This window comes from Aquabacterium sp., from assembly GCF_049274795.1.
Lineage (GTDB): Bacteria > Pseudomonadota > Gammaproteobacteria > Burkholderiales > Burkholderiaceae_C > Aquabacterium.
Genome location: NZ_JBASTH010000038.1, coordinates 59,008 through 73,996 on the forward strand (window position 1 = coordinate 59,008; position 14,989 = coordinate 73,996).

At 65.9% G+C, this 14,989-nt stretch carries 8 protein-coding genes; 4 read left to right on the plus strand and 4 right to left on the minus strand.

The window, feature by feature from the left end; translation table 11 throughout:
• Window positions 1-215 precede the first annotated feature (215 nt).
• On the minus strand, window positions 216-8,981 hold the full coding sequence (locus WAQ08_RS06260; RefSeq protein ID WP_422190070.1) for a cadherin domain-containing protein: 8,766 nt from the start codon (window positions 8,979-8,981) through the stop codon (window positions 216-218).
• 228 nt (window positions 8,982-9,209) lie between these two features.
• Window positions 9,210-9,920, minus strand: coding sequence for a glycine zipper 2TM domain-containing protein (locus WAQ08_RS06265; protein ID WP_422190072.1), 711 nt, complete (start codon window positions 9,918-9,920; stop codon window positions 9,210-9,212).
• Window positions 9,921-10,107: 187 nt separating this feature from the next.
• On the opposite strand from WAQ08_RS06265, the gene WAQ08_RS06270 reads away from it, so the two are divergent.
• Together WAQ08_RS06270 and WAQ08_RS06275 are read left to right on the plus strand one after the other, a co-directional pair.
• Window positions 10,108-11,592 carry an argininosuccinate synthase gene (locus WAQ08_RS06270; RefSeq protein ID WP_422190074.1) on the plus strand — a complete coding sequence of 495 codons (1,485 nt, stop codon included), beginning with the start codon at window positions 10,108-10,110 and terminating at the stop codon, window positions 11,590-11,592.
• Between the two features lie 49 nt (window positions 11,593-11,641).
• Complete coding sequence (locus tag WAQ08_RS06275) at window positions 11,642-11,968, plus strand: pyrimidine/purine nucleoside phosphorylase (RefSeq protein WP_422190076.1); 327 nt, start codon at window positions 11,642-11,644, stop codon at window positions 11,966-11,968.
• Window positions 11,969-12,193: 225 nt separating this feature from the next.
• On the opposite strand, the gene WAQ08_RS06280 is transcribed toward WAQ08_RS06275, so the two are convergent.
• Both WAQ08_RS06280 and murB read right to left on the minus strand, forming a co-directional pair.
• Window positions 12,194-12,337 (minus strand): hypothetical protein, encoded by a 144-nt coding sequence (locus WAQ08_RS06280; protein ID WP_422190078.1) that lies wholly within the window; start codon window positions 12,335-12,337, stop codon window positions 12,194-12,196.
• Window positions 12,338-12,491: 154 nt separating this feature from the next.
• Entirely contained in the window at window positions 12,492-13,520 is a 1,029-nt protein-coding gene (gene murB, locus WAQ08_RS06285) for a UDP-N-acetylmuramate dehydrogenase (RefSeq protein WP_422190080.1), read from the minus strand.
• Window positions 13,521-13,552: 32 nt separating this feature from the next.
• On the opposite strand from murB, the gene WAQ08_RS06290 reads away from it, so the two are divergent.
• Entirely contained in the window at window positions 13,553-14,044 is a 492-nt protein-coding gene (locus WAQ08_RS06290) for a YajQ family cyclic di-GMP-binding protein (RefSeq protein ID WP_422190082.1), read from the plus strand.
• A gap of 77 nt (window positions 14,045-14,121) precedes the next feature.
• Window positions 14,122-14,844 (plus strand): retropepsin-like aspartic protease family protein, encoded by a 723-nt coding sequence (locus tag WAQ08_RS06295; RefSeq protein WP_422190084.1) that lies wholly within the window; start codon window positions 14,122-14,124, stop codon window positions 14,842-14,844.
• Window positions 14,845-14,989 lie beyond the last annotated feature (145 nt).

Sequence of the window (14,989 nt, forward strand, 5' to 3'; positions counted from 1 at the left end):
CACCTACACGCTGATCAGCGCGCCACGATGGCGAATGGTCATCCTGACGCAGGCGCGCCCAAAACGCCGAACGCCGATGGGGCGGCAAACAGCCCCGCAACGGAGAAATCGCGATCTTCCCATTGTCCCAGGGGGTGATCTTGTCACGTTCAATAAGGCGTGTGAAAGTCCCGTTTGTTTACATCGAACGGTTGTTTAAGTCGGGTGTCGTCACTTCATGCGATGTCCGGGTAAATCAGTTCCGCCACGCGAGGCTCCTCGAAGATGAGTTCCGCTTCGGCATGGGCTGCGGCATCCATGGTGTCGTCGTCCTCACCATCCTGGGTATCGGGGTCTGCCCCGGTGGACAGCACGGGCAGCGGATCCATGTTGCGCCACACGGGGGTGGTCACCAGCAGGCTGGTCAGCAAGGTGGCACCGCGTGCGGCCCACCACACCGCGCCCACCGAGAGCACCGTGCCGGTGGTCTGCAGGGTGGTGGGCGCGAGGTCCAGCAGGGCAGGCAGGTCCGTGGTGGCGGTGGCCGCCAGGCGGCCCAGGGCCGAGGCGATGTGCACCGGGGTGTCGCCGCTCAGGGCAATGTTGACCGGGGCCAGCAGGAGGTTGCCGCCCTGCAGCGGGGCGGCTGTGGTCAAGCCCGGCACCATGGCATGGACCGACTGGAAGGCGGCATCCTGCCAGCCTTGCGCAGCGTTCGGCCCGGCCAGCCCCATGCTGAAGAAGCGAGCAGGGCCGTAGGGCGTGTGATCGCGGGACAGCTCGGGGCCGATGTCCATGCCGGGGCGGCCGCCCGGGCCGGGCGAGGGCCGGGTGGGATCGCCCGGCGTTTCCGGGCCGGCCGTGGACGTGTCCTGCTGGCCGCCACCGCCACCAGGGGTGGTGGGTGTGGTGGTGGACGGGCCTCCGTTGTCGCCGCCGCCTTCGCTGCCGGTGCCGCCCTGGCCGGGGGTGCCTGTGGTCGGGGGCGTGACGATGGGCAGGGTGGGCGTGGTCGGGCCGGTAGCCGGGCCCGTGGGCAGCGTGGGGCCCAGGCCACTGCCTGCCGGGGCCTGAACGGTCAGGCGCACGGTGGCGATGTTGCTTTGCCCCATCCCGTCATCGGCCAGGTAGGTGAAGCTGTCGCTGCCGCTGAAGCCGGCGCGTGGGGTGTAGAGCCAGCTGCCGTCGGCCTGCAGGCTCAGCGTGCCCTGGCTGGGGCCCTGCACCAGTTGCGGGGTCAGCGGGCGCAGCTCAGGCGCCTGTGCATTCTGCAGCAACTGTGCCGAGGCCATGCGCAGCGGCGTGCCGAAGGGCATGCTCCAGCCATGATCGACCACGGTGGGCGCGTCGTAGCCATCGGTGATCGCGATGCTGGTGGAGGCCGTGGCGGTGAGCGCGCCGCCTGGCCCCGAGTGGCCCTGGTCGTTCACGACCAGGGTGAGCGTGTCCGAGGGCGGCGGCAGGTCCGTGTCGATCAGATAGCCCAGCGTGGCGCCCTGCAGACCATCGAACAGGGCATTGATCTGCGCGATGGTGCCGGTGAGCGTCAGCGTGGTCGTGCCCGAGCCACTGACCAGCACGCCGGTGCTGCCCGCTGCGGCGTTCAATGCACCCGACACCACCGACAGTGTGACGCGCACCTGGCCCGTGCCGGCATCGACATCCGCCACCACCAGGCCCTGGCCCTGCAAGGCCAGCGGCACCTGCTCGACGGCGCTCAGCCCGATGGGCAACTGCGCCGTGGGCGCGTCGTTGCGGTCGGTGAGCGCGATGGTGAAGCTCTGGCTGCTGGTGGAGCCATCGCTGCTGGTGGCCACCACGGTGATGCTGTGTGAGCTGGCGGATTCGTAGTCCAGCAAGGCGCCGTTGGCCACGGTGACCACGCCGGTGCTGGCGTTGATGGTGAAGCGCCCGCCGGCGTTGTCGCTCAAGGTGTAGGTGATGGTGTTGTTCGTGCCGTCCGCGTCCACGGCCTGGGCGGTGATGTCCACCAGGCTGCCGTTGGCGGTGTTCTCGGCGACCTGGTTCGCGCTGGCGTTCGTGTCGCTCACCGGGCCCACGGCGTGCTCGTTCACGTCGGTGATGCCGATGGTGAAGCTTTGTGTGCTGGTGGCGCCATCGGTGCCGGTGGCCACCACGGTGATGGTGTGGCTGGTGGCGGATTCGAAATCGAGCAAGGTGCCGTTGGCCACGGTGACCACGCCGGTGGCGGCGTCGATGGCGAAGCGGCCGCCTGCGTTGTTGCTCAGCGTGTAGGTGACGGCGTTGTTCGTGGTATCGAGGTCCACGGCGTGGGCGGTGATGCCCACGGTAGTGCCATTGGCCGCGTTCTCCGCGACCTGGTTGGGCGTGGCGTCGCTGTCGCTCACCGCGCCCACGGAGAACTCGTCGACATCGAGCAGGTCGATGGTGAAGCTCTGCGTGCTGGTGGAACCGTCGCTGCTGGTGGCCAGCACCGTGATGGTGTGGCTGGCAGCAGCCTCGCGGTCCAGCAGGGCGCCGTTGAGCACACGCACCACGCCGGTGGACGCATCGATGGCGAAGCGCCCGCCAGCATCCTGGCTCAGGCTGTAGGTGACGGTGTTGTTCGTGCCGTCCGCATCGACCGCATGAGCGGTGATGCCCGCCAGGCTGCCGTTGGTGGCGTTCTCGGCCACCTGGTTGGCTGAGGCGTTGGTGTCGCTGATGGCGCCGACGGCGTGCTCGTTGACGTCGCTCACGTTGATCACGAAGCTCTGGCTGCTGATGGAGCCATCGCTGCTGGCGGCCACCACGGTGATGCTGTGCGAGGTGGCGGATTCGAAGTCGAGCAGCGTGCCGTTGGCCACGGTGACCACGCCGGTGCTGGCGTTGATGGTGAAGCGCCCGCCGGCGTTGTCGCTCAAGGTGTAGGTGACGGTGTTGTTGCTGGCGTCCGCATCCGTGGCCCGCGCGGTGATGCCCACCGTGGTGCCATTGGCCGCGTTCTCGGCCACCTGGTTGGCGGTGGCGTTGGTATCCGTCACGGCACCGACCGGGAACTCGTTGACATCGGTCACGTTGACCGTGAAGCTCTGGCTATTGGTGGAGCCATCACTGCTGGTGGCCAGCACGGTGATGGTGTGCGAGGTGGCGGTCTCGAAATCCAGCAGGCTGCCATCGGCCACGGTGACCACGCCGGTGGTGGCGTTGATCGTGAAGCGGCCGCCCGCATCGTCGTACAGGCTGTAGGTGATGGTGTTGTTGGTGCCGTCCGCATCCGCGGCCTGGGCGATGATGCCCACGGTGCTGCCGTTGGTGGCGTTCTCGGCTGCCTGGTTGGGGGCGGCGTTGACATCGTTCACCGCCCCAACGGCGTGTTCGTTGACGTCGGTGAGGTTGATGGTGAAGCTCTGGCTGCTGCTTGTGCCATCGCTGCTGGTGGCCACCACGGTGATGCTGTGGCTGGTGGCTGCTTCGAAGTCCAGCAGCGACCCATCGGCCACGGTGACCACGCCGGTCGTGCTGTCGATGGTGAAACGGCCGCCGGCGTTGTCGCTCAGCGTGTAGGTGGCGGTGTTGTTGCTGCCGTCTAGATCGACCGCATGGGCGGTGATGCCCACGGCAGTGCCATTGGCGGCGTTCTCGGCCACCTGGTTGGCCGTGGCGTTGGTGTCCGTCACGGCCCCGACGGCGAACTCGCTGACGTCGCTGATGTCGATGGTGAAGGTCTGGGTGCTGGTCGAGCCATCGCTGCTGGTGGCGACCACGGTGATGTCGTGCGAGTTGGCGGCCTCGAAGTCGAGCTTGCTGCCATCGAGCACGGTGACCACGCCCGTGGTGGCGTTGATGGTAAAGCGGCCGCCCGCATCGTCGCTGAGCGTGTAGGTGACGGTGTTGTTCGTGCCGTCGGCATCCACGGCACGGGCGGTGATGCCCACGGTGCTGCCGTTGGTGGCGTTCTCGGCCACCTGGTCGGGGGTGGCGTCGATGTCGGAGACGGCGCCCACGTCGTACTCGTTGACGTCGATCAGGTTGATCGTGAAGCTCTGGTTGCTGGTGGAGCCGTCGCTGCTGGTGGCCAGCACGGTGATGCTGTGCGAACTGGCCGATTCATAGTCCAGCAGGGCGCTGTCGGCCACGGTGACCACGCCGGTCGTCGTGTTGATGGTGAAGCGGCCGCCGGCGTTGTCGCTCAGCGTGTAGGTGACGGTATTGTTGGTGGCATCCGCATCGGTGGCGCGTGCCGTGATGCCCACCAGCGTGCCATCGCCCGCGTCCTCGGACACCTGATTTGCGGCGGGGTTGATGTCGGTGACCGTGCCCACGGCGAACTCGTTCTGGTCGATCAGGCTGATGGTGAAGGTGCGTGAGGTGCTGCTGCCATCGGTGCTGGTGGCCACCACGGTGATGTTGTGGCTGGCAGCGGCCTCGCGGTCGAGCAGGCTGCCATTGGCCACGGTGACCACGCCGGTGGTCGCATCGATGGTGAAGCGCCCGCCCGCGTTGTTGGACAGGCTGTAGCTCACGGTGTCGATCACGTCCGGGTCGATCGCCGAGGCGGTGATGCCCACCGTGGTGCCATTGGCGGCGCTCTCCATCACGGTGTTGGGGCTGGCATCCACATCGGACACCGGGCCTACGCCCGCCTCGCTGCCGTCGGTGGTGGCAATGGTGAAGACCTGGCTGCTGGTGGAGCCATCGCTGCTGGTGGCCAGCACGGTGATGCTGTGCGAGGTGGCGGCCTCGAAATCCAGCAGGGAGGCGTCCAGCACCGTGACCACACCCGTGGCGGCATCGATGGTGAAGCGCCCGCCCGCGTTGTCGCTCAGCGTGTAGGTGACGGTGTTGTTGGTGCCGTCGGCGTCGATAGCCCGTGCGGTGATGCCGACTTCATCGCCATTGGATGCGTTCTCGTTGACCTCGTCGGGCGAGGTGTCCACATCGCTGATGACGCCCACGGCGTGCTCGTTCACGTCCGAAACGGCGATGGTGAAACTCCGGCTGCTGCTGGAACCGTCGCTGCTGGTGGCCAGCACGGTGATGTTGTGCGCGGTGGCGGTCTCAAAATCCAGCAGGCTGCCGTCGGCCACGGTGACCACGCCGGTGCTGGCGTTGATGGTGAAGCGCCCGCCCGCGTTGTCGCTGAGCGTGTAGGTGATGGTGTTGTTGCTGCCGTCGGCGTCGGAAGCCTGGGCGGTGATGCCCACGGTGCTGCCATTGGTGGCGTTCTCGGCCACGGTGTTGGGGGCGGCATTGGCATCCGTCACCGGGCCGACGTTGAACTCGTCCACATCGGTGATGTTGATGGTGAAGTTCTGGCTGTTGGTCGAGCCATCGCTGCTGGTGGCCGCCACGGTGATGGTGTGCGAGGTGGCGGCCTCATAGTTCAGCAGCGTGCCGTTGGCCACGGTGACGACGCCGGTGGTGGCGTTGATGGTGAAGCGCCCGCCGGCGTTGTCGCTCAGGGTGTAGGTGACGGTGTTGTTGCTGGCGTCCGCATCCGTGGCCCGCGCGGTGATGCCCACCGTGGTGCCATTGGCCGCGTTCTCGGCCACCTGGTTGGCGGTGGCGTTGGTGTCTGTCACGGCACCGACCGGGAACTCGTTGACATCGGTCACGTTGACCGTGAAGCTCTGGCTGTTGGTGGAGCCATCACTGCTGGTGGCCAGCACGGTGATGCTGTGCGAGGTGGCGGTCTCGAAATCCAGCAGGCTGCCATCGGCCAAGGTGACCACGCCGGTGCTGGCGTTGATGGTGAAGCGCCCGCCCGCGTTGTCGCTCAGCGTGTAGGTGATGGTGTTGTTGCTGCCGTCGGCATCGACGGCGCGGGCCGTGATGCCCACGGTGCTGCCGTTGGCGGCGTTTTCGGCCACGGTGTTGGCCGCCGCGTTGACATCGCTCACGGGGCCGACCGCGAACTCATTGACATCGGTCAGGTTGATCGTGAAGCTCTGGCTGCTGGTGGAGCCGTCGCCGCTGGTGGCGACCACGGTGATGCTGTGCGAGGTGGCGGCCTCATAGTTCAGCAGCGTGCCATTGGCCACGGTGACCACCCCGGTGGTGGCGTTGATGGTGAAGCGCCCGCCTGCGTTGTCGCTCAACGTGTAGGTGACGGTGTTGTTGCTGCCGTCGGCATCGGAAGCCTGAGCCGTGATGCCCACGGTGCTGCCATTCGCGGCGTTCTCGGCCACGCTGTTGGCCGCGCCGTTGGCATCGCTCACGGGGCCCACGTTGAACTCGTTGACGTCGGTGACGGTCACGGCCAGGGCCTGCGTGTCGGTGAGCGCGCCATCGCTGACCTGCACGATCACGTCGTAGACGTTGTTGCCACCCGCGTCCAGCGGGGCTTCGAAATTGGGGGCGGTGACGAAGCGCAGCACGCCGGTGGTGCTGTCGATGGTGAAGCGGGAGGCGTCCGAGCCGCCCACGATGCTGTAGACCAGATTGCTGCTGTCCACGTCCGTGGCCGTGACGGTGGTGACGGCCGTGCTGTTCTCGCCGACGCTGATGCTGGCCGAGGCCCCGCCGCCATTGCTGGTGATCACCGGCGCATCGTTGACGGCGGTGACGCCCGCGGTGCGCGTGGCGGTGTTGCTGGCCGTGCTGCTGCTGTCCGTCACCGTGAAGCTCACGGTGCGCGCCGTGGTGCTGGGATTCTCGCTGCTGTTGCTGTAGGTGATGCTGCGCAATGCAGTCTGGTACTGCGCCAAGGTGGCCGTGCCGCTCAGCGTGAGCGTGCCGGTGCTGGCGTTCCAGCTGCCGCTGATGCCGTTCTGGTCGGTGAAGGACAGCAGGTCTTGCCCGTTGCTGTAGTTGCCGGTGATGCGGACGGTGGCGCCATTGAGGTTGGTGCTGTCCACGTCGCTCACCGTCAGGCCGCTGTCTACGGCGACGGCACTGCCGTTCTCCGTGAAGCTGCTGCTGCCGCCAGTGGTCGTGACCACCGGGGCATCGTTCACTGCGGTGATGGCGATGTTGCGCGTGGCGGCCGTGCTGGTCAATGCGCCATCGGTCACCGTGAAGCTCACGGTGCGTGCGGCGGTGGAGGGATTGTCGCTGTTGTTGGTATAGGTGATGCTGCGCAGCGCGGCCTGGTATTGCGCCACGGTGGCCGTGCCCGTGAGCGTGAGCGTGCCGGTGCTGGCATCCCACACGCCGGTGATGCCGTTCTGGGTCAGGAAGCTCAGCAGATCCTGCCCGTTGACGTAGTTGTTGGTGAAGCGCACCGTGGCACCGGTGAGGTTGGTGCCGTCCACGTCATTCACCACCACGCCGCTGTCGACCACCACCGCGCCGTCGTTCTCGGTGTAGCCCAGCGAGCTGCCGGTGGTGGAGGCGGTGGGCGCGTCGTTCACGGCCGTGACGGTGATGGTCGAGGTTGCTGACGCCGTCTGGTTGTAGGTGTCCGTGATGGTGACGGTGAGGGTGCGGGCCGTGGTGGAGGGGTTGTCGGAAGTGTTGTTGTAGGTGATGCTGCGCAGCACCTGCTGGTAGTTGCTCAAGGTGTCCGTGCCGCTGAGCGTGAGCACGCCGGTGCTGCTGTTGTAGCTGGCGGTGATGTTGGTGCCGGTGGTCGTGGCCGCCAGCAACTCGGAGGTGCCGTTGGGACGGTTGTTGAGCGTCACGCTCATGCCGTTCAGGTTGTTGGTGCTGCCAGCCGTGATGGTGGCGTTGCCGTTGGTGATGTTGACGGCCGTGCCTTCGGTGAAGGCTCCGCTGTGGCCGGTTCCGCCCGTGCTCGTGTTGAGGTCGATCGACGGCGGCGTGGGCATGGTGTATTCAACCGTCAGCTTGGGGCGGTAGGCCACCGTGCCGTGCTCGGACGAAGCAAAGCTGGCTTTCGATGAGTTGTCGTTGGCGAAGATGTACCAGCCCTGGTTGCTGGAGGGGTCATCGGCCCAGGCCTGCAGCGTCTGGATCATGGCCGAGTTGGCCGTGGTGAAGTTGTAGCTGTAGGGGCCTGTGCCGTTGTCCTTGATGGTCATGTCGGCCGTGCTCAGCGCCTCCGAGCCATCGACGCCGCTGCCCATCGATGTCCAGCTTGCGGTGTCCGACCAACTCGCCAGCATCCGGTACACACTGAATGTGGGGTTGGTGAACGTGGGGCTGGCGGTCATGTAGATCTCCAGCGTCACCCCGGTGATGATGGCGCCCTGCGGGATCTGACCGGCCCCATTGCCGAAGATGTTCTCAAACTTGAGCAGTGTCTGGAAGCCATTCTGGGTCGTGGCCCGGCCCGCCGACAGCGTGGTCGATGAGGCGTTGTTGGCCGTGGGGCTCAACAGGTCCAGGTAGGTGTCGGTGGTACCCGTGTAGCCATTGACACCGTCCTGAAAGGAGACGGTGGCCAGCGTGTGCTGCCAGTTCGTCAAGGTGTCCCCGGCGTTGGCGTTGAGGGTTTCGATGGACCCTGTCTGGTACTCCAGAACCCAGTCGCCGCCCAATGCGGCCCCGCCGGTGAGGTTGGTGCTGGCCGCCACGTCCGCGCCGGAGAGCAGGGCCAGGTCGTTCACCAGGGCCTGGCCTGCGCTGCTGCCGGCCAGGTTGCAGCCGTACAGCAGCAGGTCGCCATCGGTGGCCATGGCAGCCGACCATGAGGCGATGTCCTGCATGTGGGCGGGCAGGGTGGCGGCATCCAGCCTCGCGGTGCCGATGGTCAGGCCCTGGTCGTCACCGTGGCTGAACACGTGCACGGCCTGCACGTCCTGGTAGCGCGCCAGGGTTTCGGTGATGACGCGCAGGCCGTCTTCGCCCGCCTGGATCTGGATGATCTCGATGGTGCGGCCGGCGGATTGCTCGGCGCGCAGGCCGTCCACGATCTCCTGGGCACCGTCGACGCTCATGTCGACGAACGCCAGTTCCTGGCCAGAGGCCTGTCGGTCCTGTGTTGTGGTCGCTTCCTGAGGGGGGCTGGTCTGCGTGCCAGCCGGGGCTGGGGTCACCAGGGCGGCATTGATCGCGGAAGAGGGCGGGGCGCCGGGATCATTTTGCAGAGGCCCCAGCGGGGGCAGCACGCCTGCCGCATCCGACGAGAACAGCAACCGCGGCTCGATCTCTTCAAGGAAGAGCCGAGCGTATCGAGGCAGCGGCGCTGGGCGTCGGGGCTTGTGTTTCAAAAAGGGCCTACCTGACAGGTGACCTGACTATCTGGTCACCTTTGGCGTCAATTTTCCATTTGCGCTCCGTTATATGTTCTCAGAACAAGCCCCTTGAGGCGTGCGTTATTCACGCTTCAAGGGTTGGCCCTGCCCGATGGGCAAGGGCGGACCTCAGTCCCAACCCCTACTCCGCCAGCCGTGGCGGTGCCAGCCACCGTCGTGGCGCCCATCGTCAAAGCGGGTGTCGACCACCACGCCGGGGCGGTAGCCCACCACGGTCACCGGCGAGGGGGCCATGGTCACGGGGGCGTACACGGGTGCCTGCTGCACAGGGGCCGCGACGGCGGGCGTGACCGTCAACTGGACGGGGATGGTGCGGCCAGGCTCGCTGCCCATCTGGGCGGAATAGCGCTGGCCGTTGAGTTCGTAGACCACGTCGTAGGCCACGACCTGGTTCTGGTAGGCGGTCTGCTGGCTGCAGCGGCGCACGGTCTGCGTGCCACCGGGGCGGCCGTCGGTCTCGATGTGGTTGCCCAGCACCGCGCCGCCCATCAGGCCCACGCCGGTGGCGATGGCGTTGCCGGCCCCCTTGCCCACGGCATTGCCCAGGGCTGCCCCCGCGATGGCGCCGATGATGGCGCCTGCACCGGTGCTGCGCGGCGTCGTAGCCTGCAGTTCGTCATAGCAGGCCTGGGTGGGCACGGCCACCTGGGCCACCACCGGGGTGCTGGAGATCACGCGGGCGTTGACGGTGGCGACCGAGGACGACGGCGTGCCCGCGTAGCTGCCCACGGCCGGGCCGGCCCAGACCGAGGCGGTGGACAGGGCTGCCAGCGCAGCGATGGTGGTGCGCAGGGGGATGGGAAGAGGGCGGTAAGACATCTGTCTGCTCCAGTCGGGCTGTTCAGGCGCCCGTGATGCTTCAACGCTTTGATTGCAGCGCATGCCGACACGCCCCTGTGTGTCTGGCTGGTAAAGATGCGTGAAAGCAGGCTGAAAGGCCATGCTCGAAAATTCAGCGCCGGGGCCTTAAAATCCGTGGTTTCGTCCGACTGAACGTTCAACGACCATGTCCAAAACCGCCAAGCCTGCCAAGACCAGCGTCAAGGCCGCCGCCAAGCCCGCCGCGCCTGCGGCCCCCGTGAAGAAGGCTGCCGCCGCCGAGCCCCAGAAGATCAAGAAAGTCGTCTTGGCCTACTCCGGCGGTCTGGATACCTCCATCATCCTGAAGTGGCTGCAGGACGAGTACAACTGCGAAGTCGTCACTTTCACCGCCGACATCGGCCAGGGTGAAGAGATCGAACCCGCACGCGCCAAGGCCGTCAAGCTGGGCATCAAGCCCGAGAACATCCACATCGAAGACCTGCGCGAAGAGTTCGTGCGCGACTTCGTGTTCCCGATGTTCCGCGCCAACGCGCTGTACGAAGGCGAGTACCTGCTGGGCACGTCCATCGCCCGCCCGCTGATCGCCAAGCGCCTGGTCGAGATCGCCAGGAAGTCCAAGGCCGACGCTATCAGCCATGGCGCCACCGGCAAGGGCAACGACCAGGTCCGTTTCGAGCTGGGCGCCTACGCGCTGATGCCCGGCGTGAAGGTGATCGCCCCGTGGCGTGAGTGGGACCTGCTCTCGCGCGAGAAGCTGCTGGCCTACGCCGATGCGCACAAGATCCCCGTGGACTTCAAGAAGCGCAAGGGCGGCGCTCCTTACTCGATGGACGCCAACCTGCTGCACATCAGCTACGAAGGCGGCGTGCTGGAAGATCCGAACTTCGAACCCGAAGCCAACATGTGGCGCCTGACCGTGTCGCCCGAGAAGGCGCCCGCCAAGGCCCAGATCGTCGAGCTGACCTACGCCCAGGGTGACGTGGTCGCCATCGACGGCGTGAAGCTGTCGCCTGCGCAAGTGCTGACCAAGCTCAACGAAATCGGCGGCAAGCACGGCATCGGCCGCCTAGACAAGGTCGAGAACCGCTACGTGGGCATGAAGAGCCGCGGCTGCTACGAGACCCCTGGCGGCACCATCCTGCTGTCGGGCCACCGCGCCATCGAGTCGATCACGCTGGACCGCGAAGTGCTGGCCCTCAAGGACGACCTGATGCCTCGTTACGCCCGCCTGGTCTACAACGGCTACTGGTTCAGCCCCGAGCGTGAACTGCTGCAAGGCCTGATCGACGCCAGCCAGGCCACGGTCAATGGCAAGGTCAAGCTCAAGCTGTACAAGGGCACGATCATGTGCGTGGGCCGCGAATCGGCTTCCGACAGCCTGTTCGATCCGCTGATCTCCACCTTCGACGACGACGGCGGCGCCTACAACCAGGCCGATGCTGCCGGCTTCATCAAGCTCAACGCCCTGCGCCTGCGCATCGGTGCCAACGTGCAGGCCAAGCGCGCTGCCGCCGCCAAGGGTGCCAAGCCTGCCGCGAAGGGCAAGAAAGCCGCACCCAAGGCCAGCAAGCCTGCCGCCAAGCCGGCCGCGGCTTCGTTGCTGAAAGCCGTGCCCGCGCCCAAGAAGGCTACCGCTCCCCGCAAGCCAGCCGCCCGCAAGGCTGCCTGAGCTTGAGCCCGAGAACGTCCCTGAACACTGCATCGAGCATCCTCCAACCATGAGCATCACCTCTACCCTGGCCGGCACCGTCGGCACCCAGGCCAATGTGTACTTCGACGGCAAGTGCGTGTCGCACACCGTGACCCTGGCCGATGGCACCCGCAAGTCCGTCGGCGTGATCCTGCCCGCCACGCTGACCTTCAACACCGGCGCCCCTGAGGTCATGGAAACGGTCGCCGGCAAGGCCACCATCAAGCTGGCCGGCGCCAGCGAATGGCAGACCTACGGCCCGGGCGAAAGCTTCAACGTGCCTGGCAACTCCTCGTTCGAGATCAAGGTGGAAGGCGAGGCCTACCACTACATCTGCCATTTCGGCGGGGAGTGACGCCATGCCCTAAAGGTCTCGGCCATGGCCAGGGCCCCACCCAAGGGCTCTGGTGCGGATGTCAGGAGGACAGCCCCTTCTGGCCCTTGTACACGTACACGCCCGAGCCGACGATCTGCCCGGCTCGTTGATCGAGGCGGTGCTGTTGAGTAGCCAGCCGATGCCCGTGTTGATCAGGCTGTTGAGGTTCACCATGCCGGTGGCCTCGTTGTAGAAATGGGCGTTTTAGACCGAGCCACCAGCGAGTATCGACGCGCCGACCACTTCGCCCTGCTCATTGATGCTGGTGCCGCTGCTCCAGTTGCCGCCCAGGTCCGTCGCGGTGTATCGGACGGTGTGGGCGTTGCAGGTGACCGTCAGCGACAGCAATGGCGAGCCTGATGGTTGCTTTCGATGTGTTGATGCCCGTGTGGTGTGTTCGGCGGCAACAGTATGGGGATGGCGTGACCGGACGTGTTCCCAACGGTTAGGGGGCGATTGCGCCTGTTCACAACGATGGCGTGATCTGTCTGTGCCCGGCAACTCACACCACTACCGGCTCCGGCTCCAACCTGATCCCGAAGCGTCCATAGACGCTCTCCTGGATGGCCCGCGCTAGCGTGACCACCTCGGCGCCACTGGCCCCGCCCCGATTCACCAGCACCAGGGCCTGTTTCTCATACACCCCCGCGCGGCCGATGGATTTGCCCTTCCAGCCGCAGGCATCGATCATCCAGCCGGCGGCCAGCTTGAAGCTGCCGTCGGGCATGGGGTAGTGCACGATCTCCGGGTCGCGGCTGATGATGTCGCGGCACTGCTCCGGCGTGACCACCGGGTTCTTGAAGAAACTGCCGGCGTTGCCGACCACGGCCGGGTCGGGCAGCTTGGCGCGGCGGATGGTGCAGATCCAGTCGAAGATCTGGCGGGCATCGGGGGCTGTGATGCCGGTCTCAAGCACCTTGCGTTCCAGTTCCAGGTAGCCCAGCACGGGCTGCCAGGGGCGCGGCAGGCGCAGGCGCACGCGTGTGATCACGCTCTTGCCGGCCAGGTGCTGCTTGAAGATGCTGTCGCGGTAGCCGAAGGCGCACTGATCGCCATGCAGTGTCACCGTTCGGCCCGTGATCAGGTCGACGGCGTCCAGCGATTCGAGGCGGTCTTTCAACTCGATGCCGTAGGCGCCGATGTTCTGCACGGGCGCCGCGCCCACGGTGCCGGGGATCAGCGCCATGTTTTCCAGGCCAGGCAGGCCGTTGTCCAGCGCCCATTCCACCGTGCCATGCCAGGATTCGCCCGCGCCCGCCTCGATGATCCAGGCGTCGTCACGCGTTTCCAGCAGGCGCCGGCCCATCACCTCCACCTTGAGCACGCAGGCCTGCACATCCTGTGTGAGCACCAGGTTGCTGCCGCCGCCCAGGATGAACTTGGGCGCGCGGCCCAGGGCGGGGTCATCGACCACGCGGCGCACGTCGGATTCGCTGGTGATGCGCACCAGCGCCTGGGCCGCCGAAGGCAAGCCAAAAGTGTTGTACTGCTTGAGATTGGCGCCGTGTTCCACGGCCACGGGCGTGTGCATGGCAGAATTTTCGCAGACAAAGGAGAACAACCATGCCCAGTTTCGACACCAAGCTCGACCCGAACCTCGAATCCGTCGGCAATGCCGTGGACACCACCGCCAAGGAAATCGGCACCCGATTCGACTTCAAGGGCACCAGTGCCGCCGTTGAATTCAAGAAGAAAGACAAGGAAGTCGTCGTCCTTGGCGACAGCGATTTTCAGATCGACCAGGTCCGCGACGTACTCTTCAACAAGCTGACCAAGCAGAAGGTCGACATCCGTTTCATGGACATCGGCAAGGTCGAGAAGATCGGTGGCGACAAGGTCAAGCAGGTGCTCAAGGTCAAGGCCGGCATCGAGAGCGAACTGGCCAAGAAGATCGTCAAGGTCATCAAGGACAGCAAGATGAAGGTCAACGCCAGCATCCAGGGTGAGGAAGTGCGCATCCAGGGCAACAAACGCGACGACCTGCAGGCGGCCATGGCGCTGCTGCGCAAGGAAATTGACGATGTGCCGCTGAGTTTCGACAATTTCCGCGATTGACCGGGCTGGGCCGGGCATGATCCCGGCATCACCGAGACCAGACAGCACAACGACAGACCCAGGGGAGCATCACGACCATGACCGAGGCCGTTACGCGTTCACGCCAGCCATCCACCCTTGCTGCGGCCACCGCCGCACGCGCGGTCGGGTGGGGCCTGGCAGGCCTGCTGGGGCTGGCATCTGCCGTAGCGCAGGCCCAGAGCGTGGCCATGACCGGCGGCATGGGCAGCCGGGCCTTGCTGGTCATCAATGGCGGGCAGCCCAAGGCCATGGCGGCGGGTGACAGCCACCAGGGCGTCAAGGTGCTGTCAGTCTCGTCCGAGCAGGCCGTGGTGGACATCGGCGGCAAACGCCAGACGGTCCACTTGGGCGAAGGGCCCGTGAGCGTCGGCGGTTCGGGCGGTGGCGGTGGTGGTGGTGGTGGTGGTGGTGGCAGCCAGATCGTGCTGACGGCAGGCCGCGGCGGGCATTTCCACTCGCTGGGTTCCATCAACGGGCGTTCGGTGAACTTCGTGGTCGACACGGGCGCCACGCTGGTGGCCATGAGCGTGGCCGAAGCCAAGCGCATCGGCCTGAAGTACGAGGATGGCCAGCCGGGCTACACCAGCACGGCCAACGGCGTCATCCGCGCCTACCGGATCAAACTCAACAGCGTGCGCATTGGCGATGTTGAACTCCATAACGTGGAGGGCTCCGTTTCCGAAGGCGCCATGCCCTATGTGCTGCTGGGCAACAGCTTCCTGGGCCGTTTTCAGATGAAGCGTGAAAACGATCAGCTCACCTTGACCAAACGCTATTGATGGGTTTGATGTTCTGCATTTCAGAACATTGTTCTGCCTAATGATGCTGTGTGGCCTGAAAAAGGATGCGTAGAACCGCTAGGTGATCCGATGTTCTGATGCTGCTATCATCCGCCGCGATGAATGGGCGTCCGTGGGCGTTGAA

Coding starts and splice junctions, on each gene's coding strand:
- WAQ08_RS06265 (WP_422190072.1), bottom strand. CDS start 9,920: ATGTCTTACCGCCCTCTTCCCATCCCCCTGCGCACCACCATCGCTGCG.
- WAQ08_RS06270 (WP_422190074.1), top strand. CDS start 10,108: ATGTCCAAAACCGCCAAGCCTGCCAAGACCAGCGTCAAGGCCGCCGCC.
- WAQ08_RS06275 (WP_422190076.1), top strand. CDS start 11,642: ATGAGCATCACCTCTACCCTGGCCGGCACCGTCGGCACCCAGGCCAAT.
- murB (WP_422190080.1), bottom strand. CDS start 13,520: ATGCACACGCCCGTGGCCGTGGAACACGGCGCCAATCTCAAGCAGTAC.
- WAQ08_RS06290 (WP_422190082.1), top strand. CDS start 13,553: ATGCCCAGTTTCGACACCAAGCTCGACCCGAACCTCGAATCCGTCGGC.
- WAQ08_RS06295 (WP_422190084.1), top strand. CDS start 14,122: ATGACCGAGGCCGTTACGCGTTCACGCCAGCCATCCACCCTTGCTGCG.